Origin of the sequence: Herbiconiux solani NBRC 106740 (assembly GCF_001571005.1) — a bacterium.
In the GTDB taxonomy this organism is placed as follows: domain Bacteria; phylum Actinomycetota; class Actinomycetes; order Actinomycetales; family Microbacteriaceae; genus Herbiconiux; species Herbiconiux solani.
Genome location: NZ_BCST01000004.1, coordinates 18,908 through 37,807, shown reverse-complemented (window position 1 = coordinate 37,807; position 18,900 = coordinate 18,908). Strand labels below are relative to the sequence as shown.

Annotated in this window: 17 protein-coding genes and 1 tRNA gene; 11 read left to right on the top strand and 7 right to left on the bottom strand. The window is 72.0% G+C overall.

Translation table 11 applies throughout. The features are described from left to right. The first annotated feature begins 4 nt into the window (after positions 1–4). Positions 5–1,432 (top strand): amidase, encoded by a 1,428-nt coding sequence (locus HSO01S_RS07880; RefSeq protein WP_066040174.1) that lies wholly within the window; start codon positions 5–7, stop codon positions 1,430–1,432. 55 nt (positions 1,433–1,487) lie between these two features. Then, on the top strand, positions 1,488–1,862 hold the full coding sequence (locus HSO01S_RS07875) for an SIP domain-containing protein (RefSeq protein WP_066040173.1): 375 nt from the start codon (positions 1,488–1,490) through the stop codon (positions 1,860–1,862). Positions 1,863–1,913: 51 nt separating this feature from the next. On the opposite strand, the gene HSO01S_RS07870 is transcribed toward HSO01S_RS07875, so the two are convergent. The 5 genes from HSO01S_RS07870 to HSO01S_RS19615 all read right to left on the bottom strand — a co-directional run bounded on the left by HSO01S_RS07870 (position 1,914) and on the right by HSO01S_RS19615 (position 7,612). Then, the gene (locus HSO01S_RS07870; protein ID WP_066040172.1) at positions 1,914–2,291 is read right to left on the bottom strand and encodes a Fe-S oxidoreductase; all 378 of its coding nucleotides are present in this window, start codon (positions 2,289–2,291) and stop codon (positions 1,914–1,916) included. After that, positions 2,291–3,739 (bottom strand): dihydrolipoyl dehydrogenase family protein, encoded by a 1,449-nt coding sequence (locus tag HSO01S_RS07865; RefSeq protein ID WP_084361452.1) that lies wholly within the window; start codon positions 3,737–3,739, stop codon positions 2,291–2,293. The genes HSO01S_RS07870 and HSO01S_RS07865 overlap by 1 nt, the downstream gene beginning before the upstream one ends. 2 nt (positions 3,740–3,741) lie before the next feature. Beyond that, on the bottom strand, positions 3,742–4,524 hold the full coding sequence (locus tag HSO01S_RS07860) for an arginase family protein (protein ID WP_066040169.1): 783 nt from the start codon (positions 4,522–4,524) through the stop codon (positions 3,742–3,744). 70 nt (positions 4,525–4,594) lie between these two features. Beyond that, positions 4,595–5,344, bottom strand: coding sequence for a PspA/IM30 family protein (locus tag HSO01S_RS07855; RefSeq protein ID WP_066040167.1), 750 nt, complete (start codon positions 5,342–5,344; stop codon positions 4,595–4,597). A gap of 66 nt (positions 5,345–5,410) precedes the next feature. Then, entirely contained in the window at positions 5,411–7,612 is a 2,202-nt protein-coding gene (locus tag HSO01S_RS19615; protein ID WP_066040165.1) for a TPM domain-containing protein, read from the bottom strand. Positions 7,613–7,799: 187 nt separating this feature from the next. On the opposite strand from HSO01S_RS19615, the gene HSO01S_RS07845 reads away from it, so the two are divergent. Continuing rightward, positions 7,800–8,555 carry a gamma-glutamyl-gamma-aminobutyrate hydrolase family protein gene (locus tag HSO01S_RS07845; protein ID WP_066040164.1) on the top strand — a complete coding sequence of 252 codons (756 nt, stop codon included), beginning with the start codon at positions 7,800–7,802 and terminating at the stop codon, positions 8,553–8,555. Positions 8,556–8,896: 341 nt separating this feature from the next. Next, positions 8,897–10,165 carry a C40 family peptidase gene (locus HSO01S_RS07840; protein ID WP_157078963.1) on the top strand — a complete coding sequence of 423 codons (1,269 nt, stop codon included), beginning with the start codon at positions 8,897–8,899 and terminating at the stop codon, positions 10,163–10,165. A 48-nt stretch (positions 10,166–10,213) separates the two neighbouring features. Here HSO01S_RS07840 and HSO01S_RS07835 read toward each other — a convergent pair whose 3' ends face one another. Then, positions 10,214–10,423 (bottom strand): DUF2188 domain-containing protein, encoded by a 210-nt coding sequence (locus tag HSO01S_RS07835; RefSeq protein ID WP_157078962.1) that lies wholly within the window; start codon positions 10,421–10,423, stop codon positions 10,214–10,216. 169 nt (positions 10,424–10,592) lie between these two features. Continuing rightward, positions 10,593–10,665, bottom strand: a tRNA-Arg gene (locus HSO01S_RS07830). A gap of 64 nt (positions 10,666–10,729) precedes the next feature. Between HSO01S_RS07830 and HSO01S_RS07825 the strand changes: the two genes are divergently transcribed. From HSO01S_RS07825 to thrB, 7 genes are all read left to right on the top strand, one after another. After that, positions 10,730–11,524, top strand: a complete 795-nt coding sequence (locus HSO01S_RS07825; protein ID WP_066040156.1) for a transglutaminase-like domain-containing protein — start codon at positions 10,730–10,732, stop codon at positions 11,522–11,524. Between the two features lie 18 nt (positions 11,525–11,542). Next, positions 11,543–13,201, top strand: coding sequence for an arginine--tRNA ligase (gene argS / locus HSO01S_RS07820; RefSeq protein ID WP_066040153.1), 1,659 nt, complete (start codon positions 11,543–11,545; stop codon positions 13,199–13,201). 2 nt (positions 13,202–13,203) lie between these two features. Continuing rightward, the gene (locus tag HSO01S_RS07815; RefSeq protein WP_066040151.1) at positions 13,204–13,932 is read left to right on the top strand and encodes an LmeA family phospholipid-binding protein; all 729 of its coding nucleotides are present in this window, start codon (positions 13,204–13,206) and stop codon (positions 13,930–13,932) included. A 141-nt stretch (positions 13,933–14,073) separates the two neighbouring features. Further along, entirely contained in the window at positions 14,074–15,507 is a 1,434-nt protein-coding gene (lysA, locus tag HSO01S_RS07810; protein ID WP_066040150.1) for a diaminopimelate decarboxylase, read from the top strand. Continuing rightward, positions 15,504–16,841, top strand: coding sequence for a homoserine dehydrogenase (locus HSO01S_RS07805; protein WP_066040149.1), 1,338 nt, complete (start codon positions 15,504–15,506; stop codon positions 16,839–16,841). Before lysA ends, HSO01S_RS07805 begins: the two co-directional genes overlap by 4 nt. Further along, the gene (thrC, locus tag HSO01S_RS07800; RefSeq protein WP_245635935.1) at positions 16,841–17,962 is read left to right on the top strand and encodes a threonine synthase; all 1,122 of its coding nucleotides are present in this window, start codon (positions 16,841–16,843) and stop codon (positions 17,960–17,962) included. The genes HSO01S_RS07805 and thrC overlap by 1 nt, the downstream gene beginning before the upstream one ends. Next, positions 17,959–18,897: a homoserine kinase gene (gene thrB / locus HSO01S_RS07795; RefSeq protein ID WP_066040147.1), complete on the top strand. Its 939-nt coding sequence runs from the start codon at positions 17,959–17,961 to the stop codon at positions 18,895–18,897. The genes thrC and thrB overlap by 4 nt, the downstream gene beginning before the upstream one ends. Positions 18,898–18,900: the final 3 nt, after the last annotated feature.

The following is an 18,900-nucleotide window of genomic DNA, read 5'->3' as shown; positions in this document are numbered from 1 at the left end:
CGGCATGGTCGAGATCCACGAGCTGAGCGCGCTCGAGCAGTACCGCCTGATCCAGCGCCGCGAGCTCGGCGTGCGTGAGGCGGCCGACCACTACCTCGAGCGCATCGACCGGCTGAACGGCGAGCTCGGGGCCTTCTTCACGGTGACTCCGGATGCGGCGCGTGCCCGCGCCGACGCCCTCGACTCCTCCGACGACCGGTCGGCCCCGCTGTTCGGCCTCGCGACGGGAGAGAAGGACCTGGTGCGGCGCGCCGGGGTGCGCACGACCTTCGGCTCGCGGCTGTTCGCCGACTTCGTGCCCGAGGAGTCGGACGAGCTCGTGCGGCAGCTGGACGAGGCCGGGGTGGTGAGCCTGGGCAAGACGGCGACACCCGAGTTCGGGCTGCCGAGCTATACCGAGGGCTTGATCGGCCCGCCGACGCGCAACCCGTACGACCTCGCCCTGGGCGCCGGCGGCTCGAGCGGAGGGGCGGCGGCCGCCGTCGCCGCGGGTCTGGTGCCGTTCGCTCCCGCATCGGACGGTGGCGGGTCCATCCGCATCCCGGCCGCCGCCTGCGGGCTCGTGGGGCTGAAGCCCTCACGCGGGCTCGTCCCCGCCGCCTCCGGTCAGGAATCGCTCGCGGGGCTCGGCGTCGGCGGACCCATCGCCCGCTCGGTGACGGATGCCGCGCTGCTCCTGGACGGGATGATCGCCCGGCGGGGCGACCGCGTGGTGCACCACTTCGCGCTGCGGGCGCCGGACTACGACGACGGACTGTTCCTCGGCGCCGCCATCCGCGGCGAGGGGCGCTTCCAGCTCGGCGTCACGACGGGCACCCCATGGGCGAGCTCCTACGACTTGCCCCTTGATCCGGATGCGGTGGCCGCCTTCGAGCTCGCCCGCGACGGTTTCGCGGCGCTCGGCCACGGTGTCGAGGAGTTCGAGCTCGAGCCCGCCCCGGAGTACGCGGACGCGTTCCGCGTGATCTGGCAGGTCGGCGCGTCGACGATCCCGGCCGAGGGGGAGGCGGAGGAACTCCTCGAGCCGTTGACCCGGTGGCTGATGAACCAGGGCCGGGCGATCCCTGCATCCGAGCTCGCCCGCGCGCTGGCCACCCTCACGCGGTACGAGCGGTCGGTCATCCGTCAGCTCGAGCGGTTCGACGCCGTGCTCATCCCCGGGATGACGATGACCCCGCGCCCGGTCGGCTGGTACGACCAGGAGGACGGCGAGGAGAACTTCTCACAGCAGGTCAGGTACACGCCGTACACCTCGTTCGTGAACGTGAGCGGGCTGCCGGCGATCAGCCTCCCCGTGCATCGCACGGAGGACGGCCTGCCGATGGCCGTGCAGCTGATCGGCCGGCCCGGCGGGGAGGCGACCCTGCTCGCGCTGGGGCGGCAACTCGAGCGCCGACTGCGCTGGGATCTGGTGCATCCACCACAGTTCTGAGAGCTTCAGGTCAGGTGTGGCAATCCTAAGTTAGGCATGCCTATACTGATCTCAAATGTATGTGATCGCCTCTGACGCCACCGCCGTCTCCCGCGCCACCGGCCGAGTCCTCATCGCCGGTACCGAGACCGCCCTCGACGAGATCCGGGCGATGGTCTCGCTCCTCGGCGACCGGGCCCGCGGCCAGGTGTTCGTCGAGGTGCCGAGCAAGGCCGACATCGACCCGATCGCCACCCCCGAGCGCGTCACCGTCACCTGGTTGACACGGGACACCCGCACCGGAGACATCGGATCCGGCCTCGCCTGCGCCACCGGCCAGGCCGTCCGTCGCGCGACGAAGGCGTGGATGGAAGAGATGTCCACCGGCGACGACGCCCTCGACGGCGACGAGGTCTGCGTCTGGCTCTCCCGCGAGGTCAGCGCCTCCTAGGCGTCAGGTCACCGGGTCACCGCGCCACCGAGGTCTCAGTCTTACGAGGCCTCAGCGCTTGCGTGGGAGGTAGTTGCCGTCTTCGAGGCCGGCCTCGATCTCGAAGTGGTTGGTCAGCGGATTCTGCCCGGCCAGCGCGTAGAGCAGCGGGAACATCATCCCGTACTGCTGCCACTGCCGGCGGTGGACCGCCTCGTGGCGGAGCACCGCGGGAGCGTCGTTGTCGTCGGTGAGGTAGACCCCGCCGACGCAGGTGCCGCCGCGGCGGAACGCCCACCGAGGCAACCCCGTGCAGACGTAGAGCCCGTCGACGCGGCGGATGCGGTCGGTGCCGAGGAGTGCCCCCATCGTCAGCGCCACCCCGGTCGCGTAGAGATACCCGGCCCGGGCGACGGGCGGGGCGTAGAGGATGCGGCGGATCCGTTCCATCACGCGCTGGCGTCCCGTCCGTAGGTCTCGAGCAGGCGGAGCCAGACCTCGCTGATGGTGGGGTAGGAGGGCACCGCGTGCCAGAGGCGGTGGAGCGGTACCTCGCCGACCACGGCGACCGTCGCGGAGTGCAGCAGCTCCTGCACGTCGGGGCCCACGAAGGTCACGCCGAGGAGCACCTTCTTGTCCTCGTCCACGACCGCCCGGGCGGTGCCGGCGTAGCCGTCGCGGTGCACGGCGGCCCCGGCGACGTTGCCGATCTCGTAGTCGACGACCTTGGTGCGGTACCCGGCCTTCTCGGCAGCGGCCGCGGTCATCCCGATCGAGGCCACCTGCGGCTCGGTGAAGGTGACCTGCGGCACAGCCTGGTGGTCGGCGGTCGCGACGTGACGGCCCCAGGGCTGGTCGTGCACGGGCTCGCCCTTCGCGCGGGCGGCGGCGACGTCGCCGGCGGCCCGGGCCTGGTACTTGCCCTGGTGGGTGAGCAGCGCGCGGTGGTTGACGTCTCCGGTGGCGTAGAGCCACTCGCCCGGCAACGGAGCGCCGTCCTCACCCAGCACGAGCAGGGTGTCGTCGGTGTTCAGCCACTGGTTCGGCTCGAGGCCGATGGTCTCGAGCCCGAGGTCGCCGGTGCGGGGGAGGCGGCCGGTGGCGACGAGGATCTCGTCCGAGTCGATCACCGAGCCGTCCTCGAGGGTCGTGTGGACGACACCCTGGGCGTCACGGGAGACCTCGGCGGGGGACTGCCCGAGGTGTATGTCGACGCCGAGGTCGCCGAGCGCCTTGCCGACCGCCTCGCCGGCGAACGGCTCCTGGTTCGCGAGCAAGGCGCCGCGGGAGATCAGCGTGACCTTCGAGCCGAGAGTGGCATACGCGGTCGCCATCTCGACCGCGACGACGCCGCCGCCGACGATCGTGAAGCGCGCGGGGATCGCCTTGACGCTCGTGGCCTCCCGGCTGGTCCACGGCTTCGAATCGGCCAGGCCCGGGATGTCGGGCAGGAGCGCCGTCGAGCCGGTGGAGACCACGACCGCGTGGGTCGCCTTCAGCGTCGTCGTGGTTCCGTCGGCGGCACGCACCTCGAGCTCCTTGACGCCGGTGAAGGTCGCGTGCCCACGGATCAGCTCGATCCCGGCACCCTCGACCCATTTCACCTGGCCCTCGTCGTCCCAGTCGCTCGTGAACGAGTCGCGGCGCTTCAGCACGGCGGCCACGTCGATCTCGCCCGTGACGGCCTGCTCGGCTCCGCCGACGGCGCGCGCGGCGGCGACGACCTCACCGGCGCGCAGCAGAGCCTTCGACGGCATGCAGGCCCAGTAGGAGCACTCGCCGCCGACCAGCTCGGCCTCCACGAGGGCGGTCCGGAGGCCGCCCTGGACGGCACGGTCGGCGACGTTCTCGCCGACGGCGCCGGCTCCGATGACGATGAGGTCGAATTCCTTGATCATGTTCACTCCTTGGGGGCGCGGACGAGTGCGGAGACGATCCGCAGGATGGCCGGGAGGTCGTCGACCGCGGCGTCGGGTGTGGCGGGGGCGAATTCGGTGATTCCGGCGCCCACCAGGTCGAACTCCGCGCGGAGCGCCTGGAGGGCGGCGGTGAGGTCGGCGACCCCGAGGCCGAAGGGCTCGGGGAACGCGACCCCGTGGATCTCGGCCGGGTCGAGCACGTCGAGGTCGACGTGCAGGTAGACAGCCTCGGCGCCCGTGGCCCGCACGGCGTCGACCAGGGCGGCGGGATCGATGATCCGGTCCGGCGGAAGCAGCGCGATGCCCGCCGCATCCACGAACTCGGCCTCCCCGTCGTCGAGCGCGCGGGTGCCGGCCAGCACGACCCTCCCGGGGTCGAGCACGGGTTCGGCGGCGAGCTGCTCGGGACCGCCGCCGAGGAGGGTGCGCAGCACCATCCCGTGGAAGGCCCCCGAGGGGGAGGTGCGCGGGGTGTTCAGATCCGGATGCGCGTCGAACCAGACGAGCGCCACCGGCCGGGCGCTCCGAGCCACGGCGTGCCGGACCGCGGCGAACTCGACACCGCAGTCGCCGCCGATCACGACGGGCAGATCCGTCACCTCGTCGAGGGCCGCGGTGAGAGCCTCGGCCACGACGGTGATGGAGGAGTAGCGCTGCACCCCGGTCTCCAGCGATTCGCCGGCACCGGCCGGCACCTCGACCACGACGGTCGAGGCGCGCGGCAGGTCACCGCGGATCGCCTCGGCCCCATCGATCAGGCGCATGGCGCGGGACGACCCGGAGCCCTGCCATTCGGGGACGACGACGAACGTGGCGCTCACGGTCGGCGGACGCCTACTCGCCGCCCGTGACGGCTTTGGCGCCGCTGCCCGAACCCGCCTTGAGTGCGGCGAGACGGGCCTCGACCTCGGTCAGCTCGCCGAGGTCCTCGAGGCTCTCGAACTGCGAGTCGAGGCTGGAGGCGTTGAGCTCCTCCTGGCCGCGGACGCGGGCCTCCTCGCGGCGGATCTTGTCCTCGAAGCGGCCGAGGTCGCTCGTGGGGTCGAGCACGTTGATGTTCTTCAGCGCATCCTGCACCTGGCTCTGCGCCTGTGCGGTCTTCGCCCGCGCCACCAGGTTGTCGCGCTTCGTCTTCAGCTGGTTGAGCTTGTCCTTCATGGCCGCGAGGCCCGACTTCAGCTTCTCGACCGACTCGGTCTGCGAGGCGATCGAGGGCTCGGCATCCTTCGCCTCGTTCTCGGACTGCAGCTGGCGGGTCAGCGCCACCTTCGCCAGGGCGTCGAACTTGTCGGCGTCGACCGTGTTGCCGGCCGCGCGGAACTCGTCGGCCTTCGTGCTGGCGGCGAGGGCCTTCCGACCCCAGTCGGCGGCGGCGGCGACGTCTTCGCGGTGGTCGTCCTCGAGCAGGCGCAGGTTGCCGATGGTCTGGGCGATCGCGCTCTCCGCGTCGGCGATGTTGGAGGTGTAGTCGCGCACGAGCTGGTCGAGCATGAGCTGCGGGTCTTCGGCCTGATCGATCAGGGCGTTGATGTTCGCCTTCGCGAGCTGCGCGATGCGACCGAAGATCGACTGCTTGTTGGTCATCTCTGTCTCCTTTGTACTGGCTGAATCATGACATCGAAAGTGGGTGCTGACGAGGATGGGAGGGGCTCAGAAACGGCCGCCGCCGCCGCGCCGCCCACCGCCGCCGCCGAAGCTTCCGCCGCTGGACCGGCGCGAACCGCCGCCGCCTCCGCCGCCGAAGCCGCCGAACCCGCCGCCCCGGCTGCCGCCGCCCCAGCCGCCGCGGGAACCGCCGCCGCCGAAGCCGCCGTAGCCGCCCGAGCGACCACCGCCGCCTCCTCCGTCGAGCAGGCTGCCGATGATGCCGCCGAGCAGGGCGCCGCTGAAGTCTCCGCCGGACGAGCCGCCTGAGAGGCCACCCGACAGGCCGCCGCCCTGGCTGTAGCCGCCGCCCATTCCGCCGCCCTGAGCCCAGCTGACGTCCTGCTGGGCCGAGGACGTGGCGAGAGAGGCGAGCTGCGAGGCCGAGGTCGCCTCGCGGAGGGAGGCCTCCGGGTCGGTGGTCGCGAGGGTCAACGCCTGGTCGAGATGGCGCTGGGCTTCGGAGAGCCGGGTGCGGGCATCCGGGCCGACGGCGCCGCGTCGGGTCTGCAGGTAGCTCTGGGCAGCCGCGATCTCGCTCTGCGCGGTGGCGATCGCGCGGTCGCGCTGCGAGATCAGGCGGGCGACGCGCTCCTGCTCGGTGCGGATCGCGAGCAGTGCCTGATCCAGCGGCGCATCGGCGCGCTCGAGTGCGAGGCGGGCGTTCACCGGGTCACGGGCTCCGAGGCTCTCGGCGCGCTGCACCTCCACCCGGAGTGCTGCGGCCGCGGCAGCCGTCGCCGGGTCGGACACCCGGCCGGCCGCTTGATCGGCCGCTTGCAGGGAGTCCGCGGCCGCGAGATCCTGCCGCGCGTCGGCGAGAGCGGCGTCGAGGCCGCGGGCGGCATCCGCGAGGCCCGTCTCGAGGGCGGCGATCGCGTCGAAGATCGTCGTGGTCTGCGCGATGGCCTGGCGGGCGTCACGGATGTGCAGGGCGGCCGCGCCGGTGGCGCCGGTGGCGATCGCGGTGCCGGCCTCAGCGAGCTCGCTCTCGGCGAAGCTGCGGAGGCGGTCGGCCTGCTCCGCGCTGCCGGCGACCGTGGTCAGCGCGGAGGCGTCGTAGGCCGCGGCGAGCCGGGTGAGTCGTTCGCGCGATTCGGTACCCGCGGGCAGGGCGGCGAGCTCGGAATTCGCGGTGGCGAGGGCGGCTGCCGGGTCGCGTTCGACCGCGCGCAGACTCTCGAAGGCCTCGGTCTGGGCGTCGAGCTCGTCGGCCGCCCGGTCGCAGATCGTGATGATCTGCTCGGACCAGGCCCGGCGCTCCTCGTCGGTGTCCGGGATCGCGTCGTCGAGCTTCTGCTTGATCGTGAAGGCTTCGGTGAGGGAGGCCTTCACCCGGGTCAGCACGGTCTGGAAGGCCGCGGTCTCCTCGGCCCCGAACTGGGCGGTGGCGAAGCCCAGCTCCTGCTCGCTCGTGGTCACGGCGTCGTCGAGGTCGACCAGCACCGCACCGACCTGCTGGTCGAGCTCCTTCTGGGTGGGCCCGGCCTCCTCGGCCGCCAGCGTGTCGCGGGTGTCGAGCTTCGACCGGCGGCGCACCACCAGGACCAGGATGATCACGGCCGCGATGACGATGATGCCTCCGGCGATCAGCCAGATGAAGCCGCCGACGCCGAGCCCGCCACCGGTGTTCGAACCACCGCCGGTGCCCGAGCCGCTCCCGGAGCCGCCGCCCGAGCCGACCGGGTCGCCGCTCAGTGCGGCTCCGAGTCCCTCGGCCGCGCCTTCGGCGGCGCCCGCCCAGTCCGACGACCGGAGGGCCGGCACGACGTCCTGCTCCTCGATGTCCGCGAGCTGGGAGTCGCTCAGCGGGAAGTCCGAGGCGTAGGAGAGCTGGTAGACACGGTCGTCCGTGGCCACCGCGAGCAGCACGTCGTTGCGCCCGAACTGGTTGATCTCGGCGACCTGCTGGGCCCACTGGACCCGGTCGGACGGGTCGGTGAAGCGGTCGGTGTAGATGACGAAGAGATTCACCCCGTGCTCGGTGGCGAGGGTGTCGATCGCGTCCTGCACCGCCGACTCCTGGCCGCCCAGCACACCGGACTCGTCGACGACGTAACGGCCTCCGAGCTCGACCGGGTCGCCGGCGTAGGCCGGGGTGGGAGCGGCGAGCGTGACGGCGGCGGCGCCTCCGAGCACGACGGCGGCGAGGGTGGCGACGACGAGGCCGAGGCCCCGCGCCCGATGCGTTCGTGTGCGGTGTCTCATCGCTGCCGAGTCTATGAGCAGGCCCTCCGGCCCGCCATGGATTCCGGATGCGCGCCGAGCCATTCCCGGGAGAATCCCGGTCGCGGGATGCGAGCCACCCGCATCCGTGCCGCATCCGCGCCTCATTCGCTCGTCATGTTTCACTTCGTTACCGCTCCGGATGCGCGCCTCTCGCGCTCTCGACAGGATGGTTCCCGTGACCTCCTCCCGCCTCGGCATCGTGATCGTGACCCGGTCGCGCCCGCTCGCGCCGGACTACCACGCGTACTCCGGCCTGCTGGTCGAGCGCGCGGTGCGCTCGGCGAGCGCCGCGGGCTGGGACGTCGACGTGATCGCGGCCGACGAGGGCGCCGCGAGCACGCTGGCGCTGACGCAGCCGGCGGATGCGCTCGTCATCCTCGGTGGCGAGGACATCGCGCCCGAGTTCTACGGAGCCGACCGCGGCTATCGCGCCGAGGGCGCCCACCGGGAGCGCGCCGACGAGGCGCAGCTGGCCGTCGCCGATCGGGCGATCCGCGCCGGAACGCCGTTGCTCGGCGTCTGCCGCGGCCACCAGATCATCAATGTCGCGCTCGGCGGCGACCTCGTGCAGGATCTCGGCGAGGGCTCGGGGCACCGCAACGAGCGTGTCGCGGTCGAGCGCGTGATGGCCGACCACGCCGTGACGGTGGACGGGAGCAGCCGCTTTCTGACGGCCCTCGGCTCCACTGCCGAGACGCGGAGCGCCCACCACCAGGCGGTCGCGACCCTGGGCACCGGGCTCCGGGTCGTCGCGGTGGCTCCCGACGGGCTCGTCGAGGCGATCGAGCACGAGTCGGCCCCCGTGCTCGGCGTGCAGTGGCATCCCGAGGATCCGGGAGCGCCGATCGGCCAATTCGCGGCGCTGCTCGCCTCGGTGGCGGGTTCGGCCCGCCGCGGTGCCGCGTTCGCCACCGCCGCCTGAACCGAGTCGCGACACCACCCCACCCGCGACACCGCCCGACCCGCGACACCTCCCCGCCCGCGACGCCACCCGACCCGCGACAGCAGCTGATCAGCCCCGCCTGATTGCCTCCGATCCGCGGCCGATCCACCCTGCGCGCCGCTCCGCCGGCGCGGACTATAACCCCGTGATCCGGCTCCGGGCTGTCCGTTCGCTCGGCGTGTTGCTAATGTGATCGATGTTGTTGCTGTTACGCGTGTGACTGGAGTGGTCCAGGAACGCACATCGAAACGTTCGGGGGAGTCATGCGGGTCACCGCACCATCCACTCGCCGCGGCCCTCGGGCTGCCGGCTTCGTCGCCGTGACGAGTGTCGTCGCGCTCGCGACCACGCTCCTCGTCGTCTCGCCCGCCGCGGCCACCGACTACCCGTCCTGGAACGACGTCGTCGCCGCGAAGGCCAACACCGCGTCGACCGCGGCGAAGGTCAGCGACATCCAGAACCTGATCTCGGGCCTGCAGAGCGAGGTGGATGCGGCCCAGGCCGCCGCCGACCAGGCCTGGGCGGCCGACCAGACCGCACAGAACGCGTTGAGCGACGGCACCCGCAAGGCGCAGCAGCTCGCCGACGCCGCGGCCGCCGCCCAGACCGCCTCGGAGGAGTCGAACAAGCGCGCCGCCGCCCTCGGCGCCCAGTTCGCCCGGAGCGCCGGCAACGACCTCACCTCTCAACTGATGGTCTCCGGCGACGCCAGCGACGACCTGCTCTACCAGCTCGGCACGATGTCCAAGCTCTCCCAGACGAGCAAGGGCGTCTTCGAGAAGGCGGCGCAGGACGCCAACACCGCCTCCTCGCTCAGCGAGCAGGCGGCAGTGGCCAAGTCGGGCCTCGAGGCCCTGGCCGCGCAGGCCGACGCCAGCCTGCAGTCGGCGGTCGAGGCCCAGCGCTCCGTGCAGGGCGCCTTGCTCGAGCAGGAGCAGCACCAGGCCGAGCTCACCGTGCAGCTCGCCGCCCTGCAGGACGCGTCGATCACGACCGAGCAGCAGTACCAGGCCGGGGTCGAGGCCGAGAAGCAGCGTCAGCTCGCCGAGCAGCAGGCGGCCCAGGATGCGGCCAACGCCGCCCGCGCCGCAGCCGAGGCCGAGGCCGCGGCTGCACAGCCGGCCGCGCAGCCCTCCGCACCGAGCAGCGGCTCCGGCGGCGGGTCGTCGTCGGGCGGATCCTCCTCGGGCGGCTCTTCGTCCGGCGGGTCCTCGGGCGGCGGCTCGTCCGCACCCTCGGCACCCCCGCAGAGCTTCAACGGCGACGACGTCGTGGCCTACGCCGAGCAGTACGTCGGGGTCGTCCCCTACGGCTGGGGAGCGAATCCCGACGACAGCTTCGGCTGCGACGGGCTGACCCAGTGGGTCTACGGCCACTTCGGCATCTCACTGCCCCGACTGGTCTCCCGGCAGTCCGCCATGGGCGTGCGGGTCTCGTCGCCGCAGGCCGGCGACCTGGTGGTCTGGCCGGGCGAGCACATCGGCATCTACGACGGCCACGGCGGCGTCATCCACTCGCCGGACTGGGGCCGCTACGTCACCCACGCCCGCGGGCTCTGGGGCAGCTACTACTTCGTGCGGATCGTCTGACCGACGAGTCCGAGGGCTCGTCAGCCCGTCGGTCCGGGCGCGCACCGCTCAGGCGGGCGTGCGCTCCTCGAAGGGCGTGACCGACTCGATCGAGCCGTCCGCGCGCCGGACGACGTGGTCGGCCTTCCGGGAGCGGGCCCAGGTGCGCCCTTCGGCGATCGCCTGGCTGCGGATGACGTGCGAGGAGAGATCGGACTCCTCGTCGTCCATCCGGTTGTGCCACATGTTGTTGCTGCGGTAGGTCTCGACAGCGCTCATCTCGGATCCTTCATCATCGAACGGATTCACGGGTGGGTAGCCCGTGTGGCTCCACATCCTAGAGCCCACGACGCGCTGAAATGAGGATTGCGTGACAACACGTTCCGCACACAGAGACGGAACGACGATCTCGCGCCGCAGGAGCGGCGGCGCGAGCCGAATAAGAATGTGCCCCCAGTAGGATTTGAACCTACGGCCTTCTGCTCCGGAGGCAGACGCTCTATCCCCTGAGCTATGGGGGCCCGGGGTGCTCGTCAAGGTTAGCAGGATGCACGGCGTGCTTCGTGCCATGACAGGATCGGAGTCATGCAGCGCTCCGTCTCCGCCGCCCTCGACGCCCGGGTCGACCAGGCCACGACCGTGATCTTCTCCATCGCCGCCGCCCCGGGGGCCGAGTTCGCCCACGAGGTGATCGACTACCGCATCGACGGCGAGCCGATCGTGCCCGTCGAGGTGACGGATGCGCACGGCACCCGCCTGCACCGCTTCGAGGTGCCGGCGGGGGAGTTCACCGCCCGCTACGAGGCCGTGGTCGACGGTCGTGCGGCGCTCGCTCCGGTCGAGGACATCGACCTGATCCGCTACCTCCGGCCGAGCCGGTACTGCGAGTCGGACACCCTGTTCCCGACCGCCGTGGGCGAGTTCCGCGGTCTCTCCGGCAAGCAGCTGCTCGAGTCGGTGAGCTCCTGGGTGGGCTCGGAGCTCAGCTACGTGCCCGGGTCGAGCGCCCCCACGGACGGCGCGGTGCAGACACTGCTCCTCCGCCAGGGCGTCTGCCGCGACTACGCGCACCTCGTGATCGCGCTGCTCCGGGCGCTCGACGTCCCGGCCCGGCTGGTCTCGGTCTACGCCCCCGGGCTCTCGCCGATGGACTTCCACGCGGTCGCCGAGGCCTACGTCGAGGGCGCCTGGTACGTGGTCGACGCGACGACCCTCGCGCCGCGGTCCTCGCTCCTGCGCATAGCGACGGGCCGGGATGCGGCCGACACCGCGTTCCTCACCAATCACGGCGGCAACCTCGTGCTCACCCGGCTCGAGGTCACGGCGGTCGCCGACCGGCTCCCGGACGACGACCTGAGCCGGCTCGTCCAGCTCCGCTAGCCGGTAGGATCGTCTGCCGTGACTCCTGAAGCGCTCTCCGCCGCCCTGTTCGCCATCGTCGAGGGCCGGCTCGCCTCGCGCGACGACGTCACGATCACCCCGGCCGACGTCGTGCTGGAGCGCCCGCGCAACCGCGACCACGGCGACTGGGCCTCGAACATCGCGATGAAGCTGGCCAAGCGGCTCGGCACCAACCCGCGCGAGTTCGCGCTCGAGCTCGCCCCCGGGATCGAGGCCATCGACGGCGTCGCCGCGGTGGAGGTGGCCGGCCCCGGCTTCATCAACATCACGCTCGACGCGGCGGCAGCCGGCGAGATCGCGCGCACGATCGTCGAGGCCGGCGACGCCTACGGCCACAACGAGGTGCTGGCCGGGCACACGATCAACATGGAGTTCGTCTCGGCGAACCCGACCGGCCCGCTGCACATCGGCCACACCCGCTGGGCGGCGCTCGGCGACTCGATCGCGCGGGTGCTCAAAGCATCCGGCGCCGAGGTCACGACCGAGTACTACATCAACGACGCCGGAAGCCAGATGGACACCTTCGGCCGCTCGGTGCTCGCCGCGGCCAAGGGCGAGCCGCGACCCGAGGGCGGCTACCCCGGGGAGTACATCGGCGAGCTCGCGACGCGCGTCGTCGCCGCCGTGCCTGGGCTGCTCGAGATGCCGGACGACGAGGCCATGGCGGTAGCCCGCGACGTCGCCTATGAGCTGCAGCTGGCCGAGATCAAGGCCTCGCTCGAGAGCTTCCGGGTGCACTTCGACGTGTTCTTCTCCGAGCGCACCCTGCACGCGCCGGATCCGGAGACCGGCCGCACCGCGATCGACGACGCCGAGACCCGGTTGCGCGCGCAGGGCCACGTCTACGAGGCCGACGACGCGGTCTGGGTGCGCACCACCGACTTCGGCGACGATAAGGACCGCGTGCTCACCCGCGGCAACGGCGTCGTCACCTACTTCGCCGCCGACGCGGCCTACTACCTCAGCAAGAAGGACCGCGGCTTCCCGGAGAAGATCTACCTCCTCGGCGCCGACCACCACGGCTACGTCGGCCGGCTCAAGGCCCTCGCGGCCGCGGCCGGCGACGACCCGGACGTGGGGCTCTCGGTGCTGATCGGGCAGCTGGTGAACCTCAACGGCGCGAAGCTGTCCAAGCGCGCCGGCAACATCATCGAGCTCGACGACCTGCTCGCCTGGCTCGGCGCCGACGCGTTGCGCTACTGGCTCGCGCGCTACCCGGCCGACTCCCCGCTCGCGCTCGACGGCGAGAAGCTGCGCTCGCGCACCAACGACAACCCCGTCTTCTACGTGCAGTACGCGCACGCCCGCACCCGCTCGGTGGCCCGCAACGCGGCCGACGCCGGGGTCACCCGAAACGACTTCGACCCGTCGCTGCTCGTGCACCCGACGGAGACCGCGCTGCTCGGAGCTCTCCAGGAGTTCCCGCGCATCGTCGCGCACGCGGCCGAGCTCCGCGAGCCGCACCGCATCGCGCGGTACCTCGAAGAGCTCGCCGGCTACTACCACCGCTGGTACGACGCGACCCGCGTGCTGCCGTTCGGCGACGAGCAGATCGCGCCGATCCACGGCACCCGGCTGTGGCTGAACGACGCCACGAGCCAGGTCATCCGCAACGGCCTCGCCCTGATCGGCGTCGACGCGCCCGAGCGGATGTGACCGTGCGTCGGCTGCGCTGGCTCTGGTGGCTGATCGGCATCGTCGTCGTGCTCGGCGTGCTCGTGGTCGTGGCCGACGTGGCCGTGCGTGCCTACGCGCAGGGCCGGGCGGCCGACGAGATCGAGAAGCAGCTCCCCGAGAACGTGCAGGGCGACGTCGACGTCTCGATCGGCGGTTTCTCGATGCTGTCCCAGCTGGTCTCCGGCAGCTTCGACCAGGTCACGCTGGATGCGCCCGCGCTCACCGTCGACGGCATCCCGCTCTCGGCGCACGTCGTGGCCGAGGGCGTGCCGACCGATCTCGCGAAGCCGGTGGGCGACATCCGTGCCGCCGTGACCCTCGACCAGCAGGCCGTCGACAGCGTTATCACCCTTCCGGGCGACGCGACCCTGACGCTCGGGGAGGGCGACGTCTCCTACCAGGGCACGCTGTCGATCCTCGGCCTCACGCTCGGCTACACCGCCACCGGCGACGTCTCGGCGTCGGGCACCGACGTCGTCATCCAGCCGACGGATGCCGCGCTTACGCAGGGCTCGAACGCCCTCGACCTGGGCGGAGCGCTCTCGGGCCTCGTAAAGGATCCGGTGACCGTGTGCGTCGCCGAGTACCTGCCGCAGGGCGCACAGATCGAGTCGCTCGTCGTGCATCCGGACGAAGCGACCGCGACGCTCACCGCCTCGGACTTCGTGCTGAGCGAGGACAGTCTGCGCACCTTCGGCACCTGCGGCTAAGATCGAGGCAGCATCCGGGTGTTCACGCCCCGGAACCGGCTTCAGGGACCAAGCCAGGTCCGCTCGCCCCTTGTGCCGACCGGCACGCGCCCCGCCCCCGCGCGCCACGCGGGGCTCGACGACATGCAAAGGGATCCGTTCATGACCGCAAGCCCCCTCGCGCCCTCCTGGCTCCGGCATCCGGACGACGCCAACGAGCTGGTCGCCCCGGTCTGGTCGCGCACCGCCGTCCGCGACGGCGACGGCGGCCTGGTGATCGGGGGAGTGCCCGCCACGACCCTCGCCGAGCGTTTCGGCACCCCGCTCTACGTGATCGACGAAGCGGATGCTCGGTCGCGCGCCCGCGAGATCCGTGACGCCTTCGTCGGCGAGGCCGAGAGGGCCGGCACGACGGCGACCGTCTACTACGCCGCCAAGGCCTTCCTCAGCATCTCAGTCGCACGGTGGATGACCGAGGAGGGGCTCTCGATCGACGTCTGCAGCGGTGGTGAGCTCGCGGTCGCGCTGGCCGCCGGGGTCGACCCCGCGCGACTGGGGCTGCACGGCAACAACAAGTCCCTCGCCGAGATCGACCGGGCGGTCGCCGTGGGCGTCGGCGTGATCGTGATCGACAGCGCGATCGAGATCGAGCGGGTCGCCGAGGCGGCCGCCCGGCACGGCCGGGTGCAGACCGTGCGGCTGCGCGTGAACAGCGGCGTGCACGCGCACACCCACGACTTCCTCGCCACCGCGCACGAGGACCAGAAGTTCGGCGTCCGGCTCGACCAGGCGGTCGAGTACGCCTCCACCATCCGTTCGCACGACAGTCTCCGCTTCCTCGGCCTGCACTGCCACATCGGCTCGCAGATCTTCGGTTCGGACGGCTTCGCCGAGTCGGCCGCGCGCCTGCTCGAAGTTCACGCGGAGCTGCTCGCGGGCGGCGAGGTGCCCGCGCTCAACCTCGGCGGCGGCTTCGGGATCGCCTACACGGGCGCCGACGACCCGACCCCGGTCGCCGAGCTGGCCGGCGCGATCGTCGCCTCCGTCACCCGCGAGTGCGAGCGGCTCGGGATCCCGGTGCCGGCCCTCGCCTTCGAGCCCGGCCGCGCCGTGATCGGCACCGCCGGGGCCACGCTCTACGAGGTCGGGACCGTGAAGGACGTGCTGGTCGGCGTTCCGGGTGGTGCCGACGGAACCGAGCCCGGCTCGGTCGACTTCGTGCGCCGCTACGTCAGCATCGACGGCGGGATGAGCGACAACGCCCGCCCCGCGCTCTACGGCGCCGACTACTCCGTACGCCTAGCCGGACGCCGCTCGGACGCCGATCCCGCCCTCGTGCGGGTGGCCGGCAAGCACTGCGAGAGCGGCGACATCGTGGTCTACGCCGACTACCTGCCGGGCGACGTGCGCCCGGGCGACCTGGTCGCGGTGCCCGCGACCGGCGCCTATTGCTGGTCGCTGTCGAGCAACTACAACTACCTTGGCCGCCCGGCCGTGGTCGCCGTCGCCGACGGCGAGGCGACCGTGCTGATCCGGCGCGAGACCGAGGACGACCTCCTCGCGCGCGACACCGCCTACTCAGGAGCCGACCGATGATCGAATACCGCAACCTGAGGATCGCCCTGCTCGGTGCGGGTTCCGTCGGGTCCCAGGTGGCGCGGCTGCTGCTCGAGCACGGCGACGAGCTCGCCGCCCGCGTGGGCGCCGGTCTCGAGCTGGTCGGGGTAGCGGTCCGCGACGTCGACGCGCCGCGTGACACGAGCATCCCGCGCGAACTCCTCACGACGGACGCGCCCACCCTCATCCGCTCGGCCGACATCGTGATCGAGCTGATGGGCGGCATCGAGCCCGCCCGCGAGTTCATCCTGCTCGCCATCAACTCCGGCGCCGACGTCGTGACCGGCAACAAGGCCCTGCTCGCGACCCACGGCCCCGAGCTCTTCGACGCGGCCGAGCAGGTCGGCGCCCAGCTCTACTACGAGGCCGCCGCCGGGGGAGCGATCCCGATCATCCGGCCGCTCCGCGACAGTCTCGCCGGCGACCGCGTGAAGCGCGTGATGGGCATCGTCAACGGCACCACGAACTTCATCCTCGACCGGATGGACGTCGAGGGCTCCACCTTCGACGACGCCCTCGCCACCGCGACCGCCCTGGGCTACGCCGAGGCCGACCCGACGGCCGACGTCGAGGGCTACGACGCTGCCCAGAAGGCGGCCATCCTCGCCAGCCTCGCCTTCCACACCGCGGTGCCGGTCGAGGCCGTGCACCGCGAGGGGATGACCACGGTCACCGCCTCGCAGGTCGAGTCGGCCGAGAAGGCGGGCTACGTCGTGAAGCTGCTCGCGATCTGCGAGCGGCTGGTCGATCCCGAGACCGGCGTCGAGGGGGTCGTGGCGCGCGTGCATCCGGCCCTGATCAGCCGCCGGCATCCGCTCGCCGCGGTGCACGACGCCAAGAACGCGGTCTTCGTGCAGGCCGAGGCCGCGGGCGACCTGATGTTCTACGGCGCCGGCGCGGGTGGTCTCGAGACCGCCTCGGCCGTGCTCGGCGACCTCGTCTCGGCGGCCCGACGCCACGTGGCCGGGGGCCCGGGGGTGGGGGAGTCCACGCACGCGAACCTCCCGGTGCTCGGCATCGGCTCGGTCACCACGCGGTACCAGCTGACCCTCATCGTCACGGACAAGCCCGGCGTGCTCGCGCAGATCGCCAGCCTGTTCAGCGAGCACGGCGTCTCGGTCGAGGCCGTCCAGCAGACCGTGGCGAGCGCGGACCCGGCCCGTCCGGCGGACGAGCCGCTCACCGCTACCCTTGTGATTGTCACGCACGAAGCCAGCGAGGCCGCCCTGTCGGCCACGGTGGCGGCCGTCTCGGCCGACGACTCCGTCGTCCGGATCGAGTCGGTCCTACGAGTTGAAGGAGACACGCCCTAGTGGCCGACAACACCGACCGCACCCCCGCCCGCCCGATCCCGTCGCGGCAGTGGCGCGGTGTCCTGCGTGAATACGCCGACCGCCTCGACGTCACCGACGCGACCCCGATCGTGACGCTCGGCGAGGGCGGCACCCCCCTCATCCCGGCCCCGGCCCTCTCGGCCCGCACCGGCGCGACCGTGTACGTGAAGTACGAGGGGATGAACCCGACCGGCTCCTTCAAGGACCGCGGGATGACGATGGCGATCTCCAAGGCCGTCGAGCACGGTGCGAAGGCCGTCATCTGCGCCTCGACCGGCAACACCTCCGCGTCGGCCGCGGCCTACGCCGCGCACGCCGGCATCACCGCCGCGGTGCTCGTGCCCGAGGGCAAGATCGCGATGGGCAAGCTCAGCCAGGCCATCGCGCACAACGCGCAGCTGATCCAGGTGCAGGGCAACTTCGACGACTGCCTCGACCTCGCGCGCGACCTCGCCGCGAACTACCCCGTGCACCTGGTCAACTCGGTGAACCCCGATCGCATCGCGGGTCAGAAGACCGCCGCCTACGAGGTCGTCGAGGTGCTGCAGGATGCGCCGGACTTCCACCTCCTCCCGGTCGGCAACGCGGGCAACTACACCGCGTACAGTCGCGGCTACACCGAGGAGCTCGAGCGCGGCGCGACCACCAAGCTGCCCCGCATGTTCGGTTTCCAGGCCGCCGGCAGCGCGCCCATCGTGCTCGGCCACCCGGTGCTGCACCCGGAGACCATCGCAAGCGCCATCCGGATCGGCAACCCCGCCTCGTGGGAGCTCGCCCTCGCCGCCCGCGAGGCCACCGACGGCTACTTCGGCTCGATCACCGACGAGCACATCCTCGCCGCCCACCGCCTGCTCTCGGCCGAGGTCGGCATCTTCGTCGAGCCCGCCTCGGCGATCAGCGTCGCGGGGCTGCTCGAGCGCTCCGAGGCGGGAGCCATCCCGGCCGGCGCCACCGTCGTGCTCACCGTCACCGGCCACGGCCTGAAGGACCCGCAGTGGGCCCTCCGCTCCGAGGACGGCACCGAGGTCACCCCGACGATCGTCCCCGTGGACGCCGCCGAGATCGCCGGCGTGCTCGGCCTCCGGAAAGCCGACTCGTGAGCGGACCGCTCGCCGGCCGCTCGGTCACCGTCCGGGTTCCCGCGACCACGGCGAACCTCGGCCCCGGCTTCGACACCCTCGGTCTCGCCCTCGCCCTCTACGACCAGCTGACGGTCTCCGTCCGGGACGAGCCGGGTGCGTTCGTCGAGGTGAACGGCGTCGGCGCCGGTGAGGTGCCCACCGACTCGACGAACCTCGTCGTGCGCGCGATCGCCCACACCTTCGCCGCGTACGGGCAGGAGCTCCCCGGGCTCCACCTGGTCGCGAAGAACGTGATCCCGCACGGCCGCGGACTCGGCTCCTCGGGAGCGGCGATCGTCTCGGGCATCATGGCGGCCAAAGGCCTCCTGACCGGCGTCGTCGAGATCGACCCGCTGGGACTCCTCGCCCGCGCGACCGAGCTCGAGGGGCACCCGGACAACGTGGCTCCGGCGCTGTTCGGCGGCCTCACGATCGCCTGGACCACGCCCGACGGCCCCCAGTTCAAGAAGCTCATCGTGCACCGCGGGGTCTCGCCGCTCGTGCTCGTGCCGCAGGAGACGATGTCGACGGCGCTGGCCCGGAGCCTGCAGCCCGAGTCGGTGCCGCACGCGGACGCGATCTTCAACGTCTCGCGCTCGACCCTCCTGATCGCGGCGCTCATCCAGAGCCCCGAGCTGCTGCTCGCCGCGACCGAGGACAAGCTGCACCAGAGCTACCGCGCGAGCGCGATGCCGGAGACCGACCGGCTGATCCGGGCGCTCCGGGCGGAGGGCTTCCCGGCCGTCGTCTCGGGTGCCGGCCCCAGCATCCTCGTGCTCTGCAGCGACCCCGGACAGCGGCTCGCCGCCGCCGAACTCGTGGCCGCTAAGGCTGCGACACCCTGGGAGGCGCTCGTTCTGGCCGTGGACTTCAAAGGTGCTACAGTGACAGTGCACCCGGACGACGTGGCGTAGTAC